The organism is Streptomyces sp. JJ66 (assembly GCF_019303495.1).
Lineage (GTDB): Bacteria > Actinomycetota > Actinomycetes > Streptomycetales > Streptomycetaceae > Streptomyces.
In genome coordinates this window covers 1-17,030 of sequence record NZ_JAEVFI010000043.1, presented here as the reverse complement: position 1 = coordinate 17,030, position 17,030 = coordinate 1, and the positions used below count along the sequence as shown (strand labels likewise).

At 70.7% G+C, this 17,030-nt stretch carries 15 protein-coding genes; 9 read left to right on the top strand and 6 right to left on the bottom strand.

Features of this window, described 5'->3' with window-relative positions:
- Nucleotides 1–61: 61 nt before the first annotated feature.
- From JJV70_RS21500 to JJV70_RS21480, 5 genes are all read right to left on the bottom strand, one after another.
- Nucleotides 62–412 carry a thiopeptide-type bacteriocin biosynthesis protein gene (locus JJV70_RS21500; RefSeq protein ID WP_219049698.1) on the bottom strand — a complete coding sequence of 117 codons (351 nt, stop codon included), beginning with the start codon at nt 410–412 and terminating at the stop codon, nt 62–64.
- Between the two features lie 15 nt (nt 413–427).
- Nucleotides 428–1,690, bottom strand: coding sequence for a lanthionine synthetase C family protein (locus JJV70_RS21495; RefSeq protein WP_219049697.1), 1,263 nt, complete (start codon nt 1,688–1,690; stop codon nt 428–430).
- Entirely contained in the window at nt 1,677–4,775 is a 3,099-nt protein-coding gene (locus JJV70_RS21490; RefSeq protein ID WP_219049696.1) for a lantibiotic dehydratase, read from the bottom strand. Before JJV70_RS21490 ends, JJV70_RS21495 begins: the two co-directional genes overlap by 14 nt.
- Nucleotides 4,776–4,855: 80 nt before the next feature.
- On the bottom strand, nt 4,856–4,987 hold the full coding sequence (locus JJV70_RS21485) for an FxLD family lanthipeptide (RefSeq protein WP_219049695.1): 132 nt from the start codon (nt 4,985–4,987) through the stop codon (nt 4,856–4,858).
- A 514-nt stretch (nt 4,988–5,501) separates the two neighbouring features.
- The gene (locus tag JJV70_RS21480; RefSeq protein ID WP_219049694.1) at nt 5,502–5,951 is read right to left on the bottom strand and encodes an ATP-binding protein; all 450 of its coding nucleotides are present in this window, start codon (nt 5,949–5,951) and stop codon (nt 5,502–5,504) included.
- Nucleotides 5,952–6,119: 168 nt separating this feature from the next.
- On the opposite strand from JJV70_RS21480, the gene JJV70_RS21475 reads away from it, so the two are divergent.
- The 3 genes from JJV70_RS21475 to JJV70_RS21465 all read left to right on the top strand — a co-directional run bounded on the left by JJV70_RS21475 (nt 6,120) and on the right by JJV70_RS21465 (nt 8,297).
- Nucleotides 6,120–6,971: a helix-turn-helix transcriptional regulator gene (locus JJV70_RS21475; protein WP_219049693.1), complete on the top strand. Its 852-nt coding sequence runs from the start codon at nt 6,120–6,122 to the stop codon at nt 6,969–6,971.
- Between the two features lie 11 nt (nt 6,972–6,982).
- The gene (locus JJV70_RS21470) at nt 6,983–7,180 is read left to right on the top strand and encodes a DUF397 domain-containing protein (RefSeq protein WP_219049692.1); all 198 of its coding nucleotides are present in this window, start codon (nt 6,983–6,985) and stop codon (nt 7,178–7,180) included.
- Nucleotides 7,181–7,508: 328 nt separating this feature from the next.
- Nucleotides 7,509–8,297, top strand: coding sequence for a hypothetical protein (locus JJV70_RS21465; RefSeq protein WP_219049691.1), 789 nt, complete (start codon nt 7,509–7,511; stop codon nt 8,295–8,297).
- Nucleotides 8,298–8,421: 124 nt separating this feature from the next.
- Here JJV70_RS21465 and JJV70_RS21460 read toward each other — a convergent pair whose 3' ends face one another.
- Nucleotides 8,422–8,868 (bottom strand): prevent-host-death family protein, encoded by a 447-nt coding sequence (locus JJV70_RS21460; protein ID WP_308294948.1) that lies wholly within the window; start codon nt 8,866–8,868, stop codon nt 8,422–8,424.
- A gap of 135 nt (nt 8,869–9,003) precedes the next feature.
- Between JJV70_RS21460 and JJV70_RS21455 the strand changes: the two genes are divergently transcribed.
- Genes JJV70_RS21455 through JJV70_RS21430 form a run of 6 tightly spaced genes read left to right on the top strand, consistent with a single transcriptional unit; the run spans nt 9,004 to nt 16,947 of the window.
- Nucleotides 9,004–10,689, top strand: a complete 1,686-nt coding sequence (locus JJV70_RS21455; protein ID WP_219049699.1) for an acyclic terpene utilization AtuA family protein — start codon at nt 9,004–9,006, stop codon at nt 10,687–10,689.
- Nucleotides 10,686–12,284 carry an acyl-CoA carboxylase subunit beta gene (locus tag JJV70_RS21450; protein ID WP_219049689.1) on the top strand — a complete coding sequence of 533 codons (1,599 nt, stop codon included), beginning with the start codon at nt 10,686–10,688 and terminating at the stop codon, nt 12,282–12,284. The genes JJV70_RS21455 and JJV70_RS21450 overlap by 4 nt, the downstream gene beginning before the upstream one ends.
- A gap of 11 nt (nt 12,285–12,295) precedes the next feature.
- Nucleotides 12,296–14,413: a biotin carboxylase N-terminal domain-containing protein gene (locus tag JJV70_RS21445; RefSeq protein WP_219049688.1), complete on the top strand. Its 2,118-nt coding sequence runs from the start codon at nt 12,296–12,298 to the stop codon at nt 14,411–14,413.
- The gene (locus tag JJV70_RS21440) at nt 14,410–15,579 is read left to right on the top strand and encodes an acyl-CoA dehydrogenase family protein (RefSeq protein ID WP_219049687.1); all 1,170 of its coding nucleotides are present in this window, start codon (nt 14,410–14,412) and stop codon (nt 15,577–15,579) included. The genes JJV70_RS21445 and JJV70_RS21440 overlap by 4 nt, the downstream gene beginning before the upstream one ends.
- Nucleotides 15,580–15,595: 16 nt before the next feature.
- Nucleotides 15,596–16,366 carry an enoyl-CoA hydratase family protein gene (locus tag JJV70_RS21435; RefSeq protein WP_219049686.1) on the top strand — a complete coding sequence of 257 codons (771 nt, stop codon included), beginning with the start codon at nt 15,596–15,598 and terminating at the stop codon, nt 16,364–16,366.
- Nucleotides 16,354–16,947 (top strand): TetR/AcrR family transcriptional regulator, encoded by a 594-nt coding sequence (locus JJV70_RS21430; RefSeq protein WP_219049685.1) that lies wholly within the window; start codon nt 16,354–16,356, stop codon nt 16,945–16,947. The genes JJV70_RS21435 and JJV70_RS21430 overlap by 13 nt, the downstream gene beginning before the upstream one ends.
- Nucleotides 16,948–17,030: the final 83 nt, after the last annotated feature.

Sequence of the window (17,030 nt, the reverse complement as noted above, 5' to 3'; positions counted from 1 at the left end):
TCGAGGAGCTTCGCCACGTCACGGGCACCCCGTCACCCGAACCGGTCACGATGAGATCCGCTCAATGTTCAAGGACGTGTCGGCTGTCCTCGTGGAAGTGGATGTGCGCGGTGTCCATGGCGGATGGGCCGCCGAACGCTGTCTCCTCCGGTTCATAAATCCCCGGGGTCCAGGAGCTGAGCGTATGGGCGGCAACCAACTGGTCCAGGACGAGGTCCAGACGCTTGGCCGCCGCCGGACCGGTGGGGCGGTAGCGCAGACGCCAGACGGGGGCCTTTCGCAGGAACGACCAGTAGGTCAGCTCGGTATCGTTCGCGGTCAGCACCGGGAGCAGGTGCTCAATGAACGTGGCCTCCGCCTCGCCCCATGCGGGGAACTTGAGGAGACGTTGCGGCCATGCGGCTTGTGGCATGTGTGATGCTCCGGTTCAGGCGATCAGGAAGCAGGCGTCCCAGCCCGAGGGGGCGGGGCTGCCGACGGAGAAGGAGTGGAGTGCGAGGGCCGTGCCCGCAGCACCTTCGAGAAGTCCGATATCTCTGCCGTCGGCCGGGCGGTACAGAGGGCGGACGAGAAGGTCGGGGGTCGTATTGGTCATCGGCGCGAGGAGGTCGGGCAGGCACCGGCCAAGGCCGGGGGTGATCGCGTCAGCGGCGGCGAGTTGGGTGATGTGGGCCAGTCCGGCGAAGCCATGGCACAGGGACAGGTCCACGGTGGCCGCACGTTGGCTGGGGTCGGTCATGGCCCCAAGCAGTGCGATTTCGGCTGCTCGCTGGCGGTCGTGATCTCCCGTGGCGAGGGCGGTGAGCTGCTGGGCGCGGGCGTATCCGGCGGTGCCATAGCACCAGGACGGGCGGAATGGGCCTGGGCTGGTTCGTCCGGTCCGGAGTTGATCACGGGTGATCCAGTACGGCCACCACGGTCCGCCTTCGCCCTTCTGCTGCCAGCGGTCCAGCCAGGACAAGATGCGTTTGATCGCCGTCCTGTGGCCATCAACGGAGATGCCGCGCCGGGCGGCCAGCGCGAGCAGGGCAAGTGGGCCGGTGATGCCATGGGCGGCTCCGTTGTTGCTGTGGCCCTCAGGGAAGTGCGGGGAGCGCGTGCCGGAGGGGCCGAGATGGCTCCACCAGCCGGGTAGGAGCTCTCCGTCGTGCTTGACCGGCTCTGTCAACCGCACCAGGTAGGCAAGGACGCTTTCCACTAGGGCGGGGTCTGTGTCACGGTGCAGGAGCAGAGCGCCAAGACCGCTCAGTCCGCGGATCGTGTCGAACTCGGCTAGTGCGGGGAACTCGCGGCCACGGTCCATGCGTGTGTGTGCCACTTGGAGCCGCTGACGGATCAGTGTGGCCACGTGGGTGTCGAGCGTGGCCAGGGCGCGAGCGTACCGTCCGGGCCGATCCGCTGCGGAATGCAGAGCGAAGGCGAGTGCCGGGGCACCGTAGTAGAGATGAGCGTCAGGCCCGCCGATGGCTCCGCCCGCTGCGGCGCAAGTGAGCCAGTCGTGCACTCGTTGCCACGGCCCCTCCCCGGCGCGGGCGCGTTCGATGTGCAGCAGAGCCACGCCGACGGCGCCGTGTGCGAGGGACTGCGGCCACCAGCCCTGCTTGAGGTCGATGCCGGGCATGTCCTCCGGGGAGGCGAGCCGGTCGGCGATCGCTGCGGCGGCGAGCCGAGCGGTCTCACGCTGTTCCACGAGGGCTCCCCTTACGTGCTGTCCAGGCCAGAGCTGCGGCGCGAGCCAGTCGCACGCACATGCGTTCGTTGTCCTTGTCCAGGCCGACAGCCCGGATGTGGTGGGCATGCAAAAGCGATTCGAGCACGAGGTGCGGATCGAGGTCGGACTCGTGGAGGCGAGCCCTGTAACGCGCGACGGCTTGGTCACGCTCGGCCCAGGCCGCGGTGATGGCTGGCCCACCCGCGTGGCTCCGCAGGGCCGCCCACCCGTCGGTCGGGTCGGCCAGGCGGACTGCTTCGGCGAGGACATGCCGGGCGAGTCGTCGAGGATCGGTGATCTTCCCGTACGTGACCAACCACTCCATGGATTCCGTGACGCTGCCGGTGAAGGCCGTGACAAGGGATACGAAGTTCGCGGCGGTCAGGGCGTACGGGGTGGGGCGGTCCGGCTGGGAGAGCTGCACGGCAACGGCTCGGGAGTCTGCGGCGAAGATGTTCTCCGCAAGATTCATGAGTGGCCCAGCTCCCCATCGGCCCGTCTCGGGGTAGGTCGTGGCGAACTGTATGTCGTTGAGCAGCCCGGAACGGCGCAAGCGTGCCCCCCAGCCGCCGATTCGCGAGACGAGCTGTCCCACATCAACGGCCTCCGGGACAGCGACGCGCAGGCGGAGGTGAGACTGGGGATCGCCGTGGCGCATAAACCACCACAGCGGTGGTGTCTCCCACTCAGCGAACAAGTAGGGGAGGTGCCGGGACAGAATTTCAGCCTGGCGCTCCGGATGGCCATACAGTTTGGCCAGGAGCCACGGGCCGGTGCCCGGAAGGTGTCCGTGGTCGCGGGTGAGGAGGCGGTTGACGGCCACGGGCGCCACGGTCGGCCACTGCGTGGGTTGCCGGGCCGTCACGGGGACGACGACCTCGTGAGCGCGGCCGTCGAACCAGTCGCCGGGGGCGGAGGTCTCCGTTAGTACTACGGTCCCGGCCTGGGCGAGGTGGGCACGTAGTACCGCACGATGGGCACTCTCGGATAGGTCCAGGGGGAGAAGCTGATCTCCCTCGGTCAGGGCTACCCTCTTCGGCATCCGTCGGCGCACGCACCATTCGTTCAGGCCCTCGTGCCATTCCCCCCACGCAGCGGACCGGGCTGGCACGTCCGCCGCGCGGAGGAGCCAGCGGGCTGGCGCGAGAATGGTCCGGCCACGGCGCACGCGGGGCAAGTAGGGCAGAACCGAGGCGGCTCCCCAGGGAAAGGCAGTGATGATCGCGGACTGAGCGCGGCTTATCTCCACCAGGAACCGCGCCATGGGCGGGGTGTGGACGCGCAGGTCAAGAGCGTGCACAGTGTGCGGCTCCACTAGGCACCGTCGTGAGAGCGACGCGAGGTATAGCCTGCGTCGGTCACAACCCACCGCAAGGTCGTCTAGGCCGACGGTGCGTTCGTCTGCGGCCCGGTGCTCGGCGAGGCTGATCACGGCCGGGAGCAGCTCAGGTACCCGCGTGACCTGGGCATGCGCCCGATTGAGCGAGGGGAGGGAGACCTGCACGGGTAGTGCCCCAGGTGTGTTGCTCGGGAGCCGTTTCAGGACGGTGAGTGCCCGAGCGTGGTCCTCGGGCTCAAGGAGTGGGAGGAACCGGCCACCCACGGTGCCGATGCCGCGTGAGGGGCGGATCGCTGAGAGAGTGAAGTCACCATGATCAAGGCTCTTCGTGGAAGTGGCATGGATCTGGAACGTAAGCTCCAGGTGTGGTGGAAGCTGCGCCCGGTTGTGTTCGCTGCTCTCAAGTTCGGTGATCAGCTCCTCGTCAAGCTGTACCTCGCTGCGGCCATCAAGGACTGCCGTCTGTGCGAGCGCCAAAAGCCGCTGGTCCCGCTGTGTCAGTGCTTCGCGCGCTTCTGGCTCGCTGTCCAAAAATCCGGCGGGGAACCCCAGGCCGACATCCGGGTCTACGACATCCCTCAGCGGCACCAGGGAGCCGATTCCGTACTTCTCGAAGAAACGGGTGTGGTACTCCTTCCACCCCGGTGTACCGAAGGGTGCTGGCGTGAGCCGCGCGAGTACGGTGGCCGCCTGCTCGGCCTCGCGGGCTACCGCGTGCGGCAGCGTGAGCGAGCAGTCCACCTTGAGATCGACCGCCAGCGGGTGTTCAGTGTCGGCTACCTCGGTCATCTTCCGGCGCAACTCGCGGCGCAGCGGCCGCCCCTCCTCTGGTGTGAGCGCGCGATTGTGCTGGGCCATGTTGTCTCGTACCGTCCGTAAATCGTCCAGCAAGATCGCGATGGACGGCACCTCATGAGCGTGGATGGCGTCCAGTTCACCTACGACGTGGTCAAGGGCGTCGAGCGTGGAGGACGGTGCGTGCAGGCTGCTGACGAGTGCCCCGTTTCGCATCAGGTCGGTCAAGAGGTTCATGACCCGGGCAGCCGGTACGTCGGGAAAATTGGAGCTCACCTTATTGGCCAGCAAGCCGCACGCGATCGGTGCTCGGGCGGCGCCCAGGGCTGTTTGCACCGCCGAGGTGAACCTGAGCGATACCTCTGCGGTCGGCTTGGCCGTAGCCAAGCGCGCCGGATAGGGGACGATTAGTCGATCCCCGCGCACGAACGCTGTGTTGGCAGCGACCACCGGCAGTCTGCGCAACAGGTCGGGGCACGCCTCCAGCTCGGTGATCACGTCGCTCATCCACGCGGCATCCACTCGCGCTACCGCCTTGTGCCAAGGACCCCACTTGTACTCGGACCGTTCCCCGAACCCGGCCGGGGCGACCCCGGCGAAGAGTCCGTTCGGTGTCGCTCTGCCAGTCATTCGCTGGATGTACCTGATCACCGAGATAAGGGTCCGGCGCACCTGCCGGGCCTCGGGCAGCCCCACCATCGCGCACTGTGTGTCCATGTGCCGCGCGAGTGAGGGGCTGGCCTGCTCGACAGAGTCGGAGACCTCGTCCAAGGCCCACGCCGCCTTGAGCCATGCATGCCACTGGTGCACCTGCACCGGGGCATCGGAAGTCACGTTCGGCCACGGCGGCAGCGACAGTCGGGTATACCGGGCCGCCCGTACGAGCGCCGTGTCCGCGCACTCGTACAGCGTGTCTTGTCTATGGTTCATGAGTCCTTACCTCTTCCGGCCTGGCCGTTTCGGCCCGCACGGCATGTGTCGTGCGGGCCGAAACGGCTGAGATGACGGTGTCAGGCCACGTTGGTGGCGCAGGACCCCTCGCAGGTCGGACTGCACCCGTCATCGGTCAGGTTGACCAGGACAGCGGACCCGTCACCGGACTCCAGAATGCTGATGTCCAGGTCGAATTCGTCCTCTTGCATGTGTGCTCCTTCGGGGTGGGCGGCCGAAGCCGCTGCGTGGACCGCCTGCTGGCGGTTCCGGCACGGCCGGATGACCGCACCGGGGACTGGTGGGGTGGATGATGAGGTTTCGCTGGAGGTGCAGGCGCCATATCCACCCTTGCAATGGGCCTCCGTGGCGATGAGTTCGCCGGAGTCGATCGCCACGACGTTAGGAGTGACCGGGCCTCGCGACGTGGCGTCCAGATGCCGCGACCGGGCCTTGGCGACAGCAAGGTTCACAGCGAGTCTTCCTGTAAGTGCGGAGTTGCTGAACTGGACTTGCTGAACGCACCATTCTGTGTTCGACGGACGGTAGCCGCAGGACGTCGTCCCCTGAACGGTTCTCGGCCACCTTCGCGAGGTCGCGGGGCCGTTCGGAAAGATCGCCGGGCTCGCAGACCAGCAGACAGCGAGCCGACAGCCCGCAAGAACGACGGTGGGTTCGGCGTGGCGTTTCCCCATTCGATTCGTCAAGCCCACGCCTGCTCGGGCTTCACGGGGCCGCCAGCTCATACCAGACGACCTTTCCAGCCAATCCATCCCGGGAGTCGCTGAGCGGGAACCAGCCCCAAGAGAGGGCACAGAGGTCGAGAATGCGGAGTCCGCGTCCTCCCTCGTCGGCCGGGAGTGCGCACGCGAGTCGTGGCGCGACTGCGCTGACGTCGCCCGTACTTACCCGCAGGCGGCGGCGCGTGCCGACGTACTGCGCCCGCACGGTGACCGGCCCGTCTGTGTACCGATGGGCGTTGGTCACCACCTCGCTGGTGAGCAATTCGGCGGTGTCCACGATGGTGTCGAGGCCGTAGGCGTCGAGCGTCGTGCGCAGATGGGTTCGCGCGATACCGGGGGCTTGCGGGTCGTTGGACAGCCGCAGGCTGAACCACCAGTCCGCGGAGTCCAACGGCGGCGGAGCGGCAAGCGCGGTGAAGGCGGGCGGGTTCATGGAAGCTCCCGTTCAACTGGCATGGCAGGGCGGTGCATCACACCTACCCCGGAGGGTGATCGCGTCAGTTCACACCGTAGCGACCATGGGGAATCTTCGCTACTAGTTCAGGAAAATAGATGTGCCTTGTAAGCTGGTGGCGCCCGAAGCAGGAGAGTGTGGAGTCAGATGCCGCCTAGAAGTGCGCCGACGGCTCGCGAGCAGCGCTTGGGCGCAGAGTTGCGCAAGCTGCGAGAGCGCGCCGGTCTCACGGCGACGCAGGCTGGAGCGCTCCTGGGCATCGACCAGGCTCGGATGAGCAACATTGAAACCGGCCGAGTGGGCCTCAGCGCCCCACGCCTGCGCACCCTGGCCTGCAATTACGACTGCGCGGACGAAGCGCTGATCGATGCGCTGGCGAGCATGACGGGCAGAAGGCCACGCCAGTGGTGGGAGGAGTACCGGGGGCTGCTACCGCAAGGGCTTCTCGACCTGGCCGAGCTTGAACATCACGCAGCGGCAATGCGTACCGCTCAGACGGCCACCTTGCCGGGTCTCTTGCAGACACTCGACCATGCGCGTGCCGTCTTCGCGCATAGCATCCCCCAACTGCCCGCGCATGAGATGGAGCACCGCACTTCGTGGCGCATCAAGCGGCAAGCTGTTCTGTATGCCGACAAGGCGGTCCCTTACACCGCCGTCATCCACGAAGCGGCTTTGCGTATGCAGTTCGGGGGCCGCGTTGTCGCTCGGGCACAGCTTCGGCACATACTCCAGGTGAGCGAGCGGGAGAATCTCTCGGTGCTGGTGCTGCCCTTCACCGCAGGAGGGTTCCCCGGTGCAGGTCAGACCATCTTTTATGCGCATGGTGCCGTGCCGCAGCTGGACACAGTGCAACTTGACCAGTCCCATGGTCCCGTTCTCCTCGACGCGGAAGCCCAGTTGCAGAAGTACCGCCAACTGCTCGACCGCTTGGAGGCGCTGGCGCTCACGGCTGAAGAGTCGCGAGACTTCATCCTTGGCATCGTGAAGGTTCTCTGAGAGGTCATGACGTGAACGACTGTGGCTGGCAGAAGTCCTCCTACTGCGCGGAGGGAAACAACTGTGTCGAGATGCGGGCTGGTGATGGTGAGGTCGTGGCCCTGAGGGAGTCCACGGAGGCAGACCGCGTGCTGCGTCTGTCCCGGCCCATGCTCCACACCCTGCTGACATCCGTTCGAGAGGGGCGGCTTGCGGAGCTGAGTGGGTAGTTGTGGGCCAACTGCGGGGGCTTGCTCCTATCGTGGGTGCGCTGGAGCCTGGCGTGTACGGCTTGGGTCTCGTGGGGGTGGCGCCGGGCGGCCGGTTGTTCCGCAGCTGCTCTCCGGTAGCTGACCCTTGCCGGGACCGTGCATGCGGTTGGCCAGGGGTGGTCTCGTCTTCTGACGGTTTGTCTTCCTGGGTGAATCCGCGCTCGGGTACGGTGCCGGAGGTGAGGTTCACACGGGGCAACTGGGAGAGAACTGGGGGTGCTTGGTCATCGTGCGGGATGCGGCCAGGGGAACGGGTGACGGGGGCCGCGAGGGTTCGGCTGGAGAGGTGGCGACGGAGGGGGCGCGGGCCGCCGAGCGTCCCTTCCTCCAGCGTCCGCAGGGCATCCTCGCGGTGGCGGGGGGCGCGGTGGCGTTGGTGGCCTCGGTTCTGGGGCTCGTCTTTCTTCTCCTGCCGGGTCTTCAGCCCGAACCGCCCGCGCCGGAGTTGGAGATCGTGGACTTTGACCTGGACCGGGAGGAGAACGTCCGCGCTGACTGGATTACTCCGGATGGGGTGGAGGAGAGGGAGGACTATCCTGCCTCCCAGGTGACGCTAGTGCTTCGCAATCCCAGTGACAATCCGATCCTGATCACGCGGGCGGACTTCCGTTTCGATCACGTGCGGGAGGCGGGATGCGCGTACGGGGCTGGCCCCACGGAGGTCCAGGCCAGGTACGACATCAAGGTCCCGGACGGCAAGGACGTCCCGTTCACGCTGGAGCGGAAGATGAAGTACACCGTGCCGCCCCACGCGCAGGAGAGGATCGCGTTCACGCTGGGGCCGGAGCGCGATTACGCGGGAAGCCTGCCGAAGATCTACGCGTTCACGGTCACTTTGCACGCTGACGACGGAACGGAACGCGACATTCCGCTCATGCATCACATCGCCCCCGTGTCCCGCATGGAAACAGCGCTTTCGGCAGCGCAGCAGGCGATGGCCGGGCAGTACAGTCTGACCTCCCCGGAATGTGTCCGGGAGCAGGCGCGAGAGGTCTCTGAGATCGTGGATTCCGCCACGTACGCGTCCAGCGAGTTGAAGCGCTTCCGTGACGAACTGGCCGCCGTCACCCAGTGAGGTCTGTTCGGCGCGGGGCTGGTGGCGGGGCCTCGCCGTACGCCTGGGGCATCTTTCCGTAGGCGATGCGAAGGCTCAGCGCCGGGGCGTGGTGCGCGGTCTGCGGGTGGCCCGCTGGCCGTACTCAGGTGTCGGTGTCCTTGGGATGGCGTGAAGATGTCAGGGGCTTGGTGAGCTGCGCCGCGAGATCGGGGTCGGCCAGGAGGCGTGCGGTGGCGCGCCACTCGACGATGACGCGGTGCAGGTTCGCGTGCACGTCGAGGTCGGTGGCATCGCGCGCGGCGTCCACGAGGTCGATGACGAACTCACGCATCTCCTCCGGCGACAGATGGCGCGTCCAGGGGAAGACCTGTGGCAGGGCGATGAGGACCGCTCGGGCGCCTTCGTCGCTGCTGAGGAGGGCCGAGAGGAGACGCGCGGTGACGTCGGCCGTCTCCTCTCGCTGGCGATCGTGGTGCTCCGTGGTGAGGAACAGCCCTTCTCCGTCGCGGCGCGTGATGTGGACGCGTTGTGCGTGTTCAACCGCCTCTGCCACGCGTTTCGCGTTCTTCGAGAGGTCGGAGAACGACACGGTGGGAGTGGACATACCGGCACCTTGGTCCGGAATGTGTTCCGGAGTCAAGGAGCTCCAAAAAACCAGCAAGCATGCTTGATTGTTTCTCCGGGTGGTGCCACGCTGGCGGTCTTCGCGTGGGAGGTGGGTGTGGTGGTCGTACGGGTGGGGAACGCGTCGGGGTTCTACGGGGACCGGGCCTCGGCATTGCGGGAGATGCTGACCGGAGGGCCGCTGGAGGCGGTGACCGGGGACTACCTGGCCGAGCTGACGATGCTCATCCTGGGCCGGGACCGGCTGAAGGACCCGGCCCGGGGTTACGCGCGCACGTACCTGCGGCAGTTGGAGGACGCTCTGGGGCTCGCGCACGAACGCGGGGTGAAGCTCGTCAGCAACGCCGGGGGGCTGAACCCGGGCGGGCTGGCGGACGCGGTGCGGGAGCTGGCGGGGCGGCTCGGGGTGCCGGTGCGGGTGGCGCACGTGGAGGGTGACGACCTCACCGCGCGCGGCGGCTGGGGTGAGGGCGTGCTGACGGCCAACGCCTACCTCGGCGGCGCGGGCATCACCGCGTGTCTTCAGGCGGGCGCGGACGTGGTGATCACCGGGCGTGTGTCGGACGCGGCCCTGGTCAGCGGCGTCGCGGCGTGGCACCACGGGTGGGGCGCGCACGACTGGGACGCGCTGGCCGGAGCGGTCGTCGCCGGGCACGTGCTGGAGTGCGGCACGCAGGCGACGGGCGGCAACTACGCGTTCTGGCGCGAGCTGCCGGGCCCGCCCTACGGGTTCCCGCTCGCGGAGATCGACGCGGACGGCGGCTGCGTCATCACCAAGCACCCGGGTACGGGCGGCGCGGTCACCGTGGGCACGGTCACCGCACAGCTGCTGTACGAGACGGCGGGCCCGCGCTACCCGGGTCCGGATGTCACCGCGCGCCTGGACACCGTGCGGCTGGCCGAGGTGGGGCCGGACCGGGTGCGGGTCAGCGGCGTGCGCGGGGAGCCGCCGCCGGCCACGCTGAAGGTGGGCCTCACCCGGCTCGGCGGCTACCGCAACGAGGTGACGTTCGTCCTCACCGGGCTGGAGATCGAGGCGAAGGCGGACGCCGTGCGCGAGCAGTTGCGCGAGGCGCTTGACGCCGCCGCCCCCGCGCACGTCAGCTGGACGCTCGCCCGCACCGACCACCCGGATGCCCAGGTGCAGGAAGAGGCGAGCGCGCTGCTGCGGCTGGTGGTCAAGGACGCCGACGAGGCCGCCGTAGGCCGCGCGGTCAGTGGCGCAGCGATCGAGCTGGCGCTGGCTAGCTATCCCGGGTTCCACGTCACCGCGCCGCCGGGGCGGGGCCAGCCCTACGGCGTCTTCACGGCCGCGTCCGTACCGCAGGGCGAGGCCGCGCACACCGCCGTGCTGCCAGGCGGGACGCGGCACCGCGTCGCGCCCCCGCCCGTCCAGGCCGGGCCGCAACACGCCCTACCCGTACCGGAGCTGCCCGAACCGCTCGCCCGGGGGGCGTCGCGGCGCGCCCCGCTCGGCCTGGTCGCCGGGGCCCGCAGCGGGGACAAGGGCGGCAGCGCCAACGTCGGCGTGTGGGTGCGCGCCGAGGCCGCCTGGCGCTGGCTGGCGCACGAGCTGACCGTCGAGCGGTTCCGGCAGCTGCTCCCGGAGACCGCCGGTCTGGACGTCACCCGGCACGTGCTGCCGAACCTGCGCGCGCTGAACTTCACCGTCGATGGCCTGCTCGGCGAGGGCGTCGCGGCCCAGGCGCGCTTCGACCCGCAGGCCAAGGCCGTGGGGGAGTGGCTGCGCTCCCGCCACCTCGACCTCCCGGAGGCCCTGCTGTGACCGTGCTGCCCACCCGGCTCGACCCCGCCGCCCCCGAGTACGCCGCGCACCGCGAGGCGATGCTCGGCAAGCTGGCGGAGCTGGACGCCGAACACGCCAAGGCGCTCGCGGGCGGCGGCGAGAAGTACGTGCGGCGCCACCGCGAACGCGGCAAGCTGACCGCGCGCGAACGCGTCGAGCTGCTGCTCGACCCGGACACCCCGTTCCTCGAACTCTCCCCGCTCGCCGCCTGGGGCAGCGACTACACCGTGGGCGCCTCCCTCGTCACCGGCATCGGCGTCATCGAGGGCGTCGAGTGCCTGATCACCGCCAACGACCCGACCGTGCGCGGCGGCGCGAGCAACCCGTGGACGCTGAAGAAGGCGCTGCGCGCGAACGAGATCGCTTCCGCGAACCGGCTGCCGTGCGTGGCGCTGGTGGAGTCCGGCGGCGCGGACCTGCCGAGCCAGAAGGAGATCTTCATCCCGGGCGGCGCCCTGTTCAAGGACCTCACCCGGCTGTCCGCCGCCGGTATCCCCACGATCGCCGTCGTGTTCGGCAACTCCACGGCGGGCGGCGCGTATGTGCCCGGCATGTCGGACCACGTGATCATGGTGAAGGAGCGGGCGAAGGTCTTCCTGGGCGGCCCGCCGCTGGTCACGATGGCCACCGGCGAGGTCGCGGACGAGGAGGAGCTGGGCGGCGCCGACATGCACGCCCGCGTCTCCGGGCTCGCCGACCACTTCGCCGAGGACGAGCCGGACGCGCTGCGCCAGGCCCGCCGCGTCGTCGCCCGCCTGAACTGGCGCAAGGCGCACGCCGATCCGCCGCCCGCCCCGCCGCCGGAATACCCCGAGGAGGAACTGCTCGGCCTCGTCCCGGCCGACCTGAAGGCGCCGTTCGACCCGCGCGAGGTCATCGCCCGCGTCGTGGACGCCTCCGACTTCGACGCGTTCAAACCCCGCTACGGCACCAGCCTGGTCACCGGATGGGCGCGCCTGCACGGCTACCCCGTCGGCATCCTCGCCAACGCGCGCGGGGTGCTGTTCAGCGCCGAGTCGCAGAAGGCCGCCCAGTTCATCCAGCTCGCCAACCAGCGCGACATACCCCTGATCTTCCTGCACCACACCACCGGCTACATGGTCGGCACGGAGTACGAGCAGGGCGGCATCATCAAGCACGGCGCGCAGATGCTCAACGCGGTGTCCAACTCGCGGGTGCCGCACCTGTCGGTGCTGCTCGGCGCGAGCTACGGCGCCGGGCACTACGGCATGTGCGGACGCGCCTTCGACCCGCGCTTCCTGTTCGCCTGGCCGAGCGCCAAGTCGGCCGTCATGGGGCCGCGGCAGCTGGCCGGGGTGCTGTCGATCGTCATGCGCGAGTCGGCGGCGGCCAAGGGCCAGCCGTACGAGGAGGAGGCCGACGCGGGCCTGCGCGCCCTGGTCGAGGAGCAGGTCGAGGCCGAGTCGCTGCCGCTGTTTTTGTCCGGGCGGCTGTACGACGACGGCGTGATCGACCCGCGCGACACCCGCACCGTGCTCGGCCTGTGCCTGTCGGCCCTCCACAGCGCGCCGGTGCGGGGCGCGCGCGGCGGCTTCGGCGTCTTCCGGATGTGAGGGAGTGACCTGTGATCAGCACACTGCTCGTCGCCAACCGGGGTGAGATCGCGCGCCGCGTGTTCCGCAGCTGCCGGGACGCCGGGATCGCCACCGTGGCCGTGTACTCCGACGCCGACGCCACCGCACCACACGTCACCGAAGCGGACGCCGCCGTGCCGCTTCCCGGTACCGCGCCCGCCGACACCTATCTGCGCGGCGACCTGGTGGTAGGGGCCGCGCTCGCCGCCGGAGCCGACGCCGTGCACCCCGGCTACGGCTTCCTCTCCGAGAACGCCGGTTTCGCCCGCGCGGTGACCGACGCCGGGCTGACGTGGGTCGGCCCGCCGCCGGAGGCGATCGCGGCCATGGCGTCCAAGACCCGCGCCAAGGAGCTGATGCGCGCCGCCGGGGTGCCGCTGCTGGCCCCGCTGGACCCGGACGCGGTCACCGAGGCCGACCTGCCGGTGCTGGTCAAGGCCGCCGCGGGCGGCGGCGGGCGCGGCATGCGCGTCGTACGCGAACGGGGCGCGCTGGCCACTCAGCTCGCGGGCGCCCGCGCGGAGGCGGCGTCCGCGTTCGGCGACGGCGAGGTGTTCATCGAGCCGTACCTCGAACACGCCCGGCACGTCGAAGTGCAGGTACTCGCCGACGCGCACGGCACCGTGTGGGCGCTGGGCACCCGCGACTGCTCGCTGCAACGCCGCCACCAGAAGGTGATCGAGGAGGCCCCGGCGCCCGCACTGCCCGACGCGCTGCGCGCCACGCTGCACACCGCCGCCACCGAGGCCGCCCGCGCGGTGGGCTACGTCGGCGCGGGCACGGTGGAATTCCTGGTCACCGGCGTCCGCGGTGACCCCGGGGTCGGCAGCGCCCCCGGCGCCGGGCGGGCGTACTTCCTGGAGATGAACACCCGGCTCCAGGTCGAACACCCGGTGACCGAGGAGATCTACGGCGTCGATCTCGTCGCGCTGCAACTGCGCGTCGCGGAGGGCGAACGGCTGGACGACCAGCCGCCGACGCCGCGCGGGCACGCCGTCGAGGCCCGCCTGTACGCCGAGGACCCGGCCCGCGACTGGCAGCCGCAGACCGGCACCCTGCACCGCCTGACCCTGCCGCCCGGCGTGCGGCTGGACTCCGGGGTGGCCGACGGCGACGTCATCACGCCGCACTACGACCCGATGCTGGCCAAGGTCGTCGCCTGGGCGCCCACCCGCGCGGCGGCGATCCGCAAGCTGGCGCACGCGCTGGCCGCCGCCCGCGTCCACGGCCCCGTCACCAACCGCGCCCTGCTGGTGCGCTCGCTGCGGCACCCGCAGTTCGTGGCCGCCCGCCTGGACACCGGGTTCTACGACCGGCACCTGGATGCGTTGACGGCCCCGGACGACACGCTGACGGCCCCGGACGCCGACGAGGACCCCGGCGCCGTGTCCGCCCCCGGTGCCGCCACCGCCGCTCCCACCGCCGCCTCGCTGCACGCGCTGGCCGCCGCGCTCGCCGACAGTGCCCGCGCGCACGGTGGCCCCGGCGCCCGCCTCGGCGGCTGGCGCAACCTGCCCTCGCAGCACCACACCAAGACCTACCGCGCCGAACCCGGTGGCACCGAACACACCGTCCGCTACCGCCGTACCCGCGCCGGGCTCGACGCCCCCGGCCACCCCGGCGTCCGCCTGCTGCACGCCGCGCCCGACCGGGTGCTGCTGGAGGTGGCCGGGGTGCGCCGCGTCTTCCACGTCGCCGCCTACGGCGACCGGGTTCACGTCGATTCGCCGCTCGGCGCCCACGCGTTCACGGCGCTGCCCCGCTTCCCCGAACCCGGCGTCCGCGCCGAACCCGGCTCGCTGCTCGCGCCGATGCCGGGCACCGTCGTGCGCGTCGCGGCGGGGCTGACTACCGGTCAGCGGGTGGAGGCGGGGCAGCCGCTGCTGTGGCTGGAGGCGATGAAGATGGAGCACCGGGTCACCGCGCCCGCCGCCGGGACGCTCACCGCGCTGCCCGTCGAACCGGGGCGCCAGGTCGAAGTCGGCACCCTGCTCGCCGTCGTCACCGACGACACCGCCAGCACCGTCGGCACCGCCAGCACCCCCAGCACCGCCGACGCCACCGGCACCGCTCACACCGCGCACGCTGACGAAGGGACCCGCTCATGAGCCACGCCCTGCTGGAATCGCAGGAGGTGCGCGACCTGCGCGCTTCCGTCGCCGCACTCGGCGCGCGCTACGGCCGCGCCTACGTCCAGAAGGTCACCTCCGAGGGCCAGCACACCGACGAACTGTGGGCCGAGGCGGGCGCGCTCGGCTATCTGGGCGTCAACCTGCCGGAGGAGTACGGCGGCGGGGGCGGCGGCATCACCGAGCTGTACGCCGTGCTGGAGGAGCTGGGAGCGGCCGGGAGCCCACTGATGATGATGGTCGTCTCGCCCGCGATCTGCGGCACCGTCATCGCCCGGTTCGGCACCGAGGCGCAAAGGTGCCGCTGGCTGCCCGGCCTGGCCGACGGCAGCACCAAGATGGCGTTCGGCATCACCGAGCCCGACGCGGGCTCCAACAGCCACCGCATCACCACCACCGCGCGCCGCGACCCGGGCAGCGGGGACTGGCGGCTCACCGGCCGCAAGGTGTTCATCTCCGGCGTCGATATCGCTGAGGCCACGCTCATCGTCGGCCGCACCGAGGACGCGCGCAGCGGGGCGCTCAAGCCGTGCCTGTTCATCGTGCCGCGCGACGCCCCCGGCTTCCAGCGTCACCAGATCCCGATGGAACTCCAGGCACCGGAAAAGCAGTTCGAACTCGTCCTGGACGACGTGCGCCTACCCGCCGACGCGCTCGTCGGCGACGAGGACACGGGGCTGCTCCAGCTCTTCGCCGGGCTCAACCCCGAGCGCATCATGACCGCCGCCTTCGCCCTCGGCATGGGCCGCTACGCGCTGAACCAGGCCGTGGCCTACGCCCGCACCCGCACGGTGTGGAAGGTCCCCGTCGGCGCGCACCAGGCCATCGCCCACCCGCTCGCCCAGGCCCACATCGAGCTGGAACTGGCGGGGCTGATGACCGCCAAGGCCGCCGCCCGCTACGACGCAGGGGACGACACCGGCGCGGGAGAGGCCGCCAACATGGCCAAGTACGCCGCCGCCGAAGCCAACATCCGCGCCATCGACCAGGCCGTCCACACCCTCGGCGGCAACGGCCTGACCACCGAGTTCGGGCTCGCCTCGCTGCTCAACGCCGCCCGCGTCGCGCGCGTCGCGCCGGTCAGCCGCGAGATGATCCTCAACTACGTCTCCCACCAGACCCTCGGCCTGCCCAAGTCCTACTGAAGGGGCGGAACCCGACATGACGGATCCCCACCACATCGGAGACCAGCCCGTCCGGTGCGCCGACGCACGCGGCGTGCGTACCCTCACCCTCGACTCCCCGCGCCGCCGCAACGCCCTCTCGCTCCCGCTGATGACCGCTCTGCGCGACGCGCTCGCCGAGGCCGCCGGGGACCCGGCCGTGCGCGCCGTCCTCCTCACCCACACCGGCACCACGTTCTGCTCCGGCGCCGACCTCAGCGGCCGTGGCGGCACGCCGCACGATCTGGCGGGCCTGCTGCGGGCCCTCGTCGAACTGCCCAAACCCGTGCTCGCCCGCGTCACCGGCCACGCGCGCGGCGGCGGCCTCGGCCTGCTCGGTGCCTGCGACCTCGCCGTCGCCGGACCGTCCGCCTCCTTCGCGTTCAGCGAGGTGCGCATCGGCGTGGCGCCCGCGGTGATCTCCCTGCCCCTGCTGCCCCGGCTCGACCCGCGCGCCGCGAGCCGCTACTACCTCACCGGCGAGCGGTTCGACGCCGCCGAGGCCGCGCGCATCGGCCTGATCACCTCGTCCGCCGCGACCGACGAGGCGGTGGACGACTGGCTGTCCCCGGTGCTCGACGCCCTGCGCCGCGCCTCCCCGCAGGGGCTCGCCGCCGCCAAGCGGCTCCTCACCGCGCAGGTGCTGCGCGCCTTCGACCGGGATACCGATAGCCTCGCGGAACTGTCCGCGCGACTCTTCGGCTCGGCCGAGGCCCGCGAGGGCATGACCGCCTTTCTCCAGCGACGGGACCCCGCATGGGCGCAGTGACGACCCCCAAGCAGGACCGCAGCCGGGCCACCCGGCAGCGCCTGCTGGAATCGGCCGTGACCTGCCTGGCCGAGCAGGGCTGGACGGGCAGCACGGTCACCGTCGTCGCCGAGCACGCCGGGGTCTCCCGGGGCGCCGCCCAGCACCACTTCCGCACCCGCGAGGACCTGTTCACCGCCGCCGTCGAGTACGTTGCCGAGGAGCGCTCGGCGGTCCTGCGCGCGCTCGCCGAGACCGGGTTCGACGGCGGCACCCACGCGGCCGTGGACGCCCTGGTCAGCCTCTATACCGGTCCGCTGTTCCGGGCCGCGCTGCACCTGTGGGTCGCCGCCTCCAACGAGCCGCAGCTCGCGCCCCGCGTCACCGCGCTGGAGGCCCGCATCGGCCGCGAGACCCACCGCATGGCGCTGCGGCTGCTGGACGCCGACGAAGCGGTCCCCGGCGTCCGGGAAACCGTTCAGGGCCTCCTCGACCTGGCCCGCGGCCTGGGCCTGGCCCACCTCCTCACCGACGACACCGCCCGCCGCGAGCGCGTGGTCGCCCAGTGGGCGGCCCTGGTCGAGGAGGCCCTGCGCGGCTGACGGCACCGCGCCGCGCTCCGGCCCGTCCGGCCCGCCCGGCCCGCCCGCCGCACCGCGCGAGCCGCCGCGCGGTGCGGCGGGCG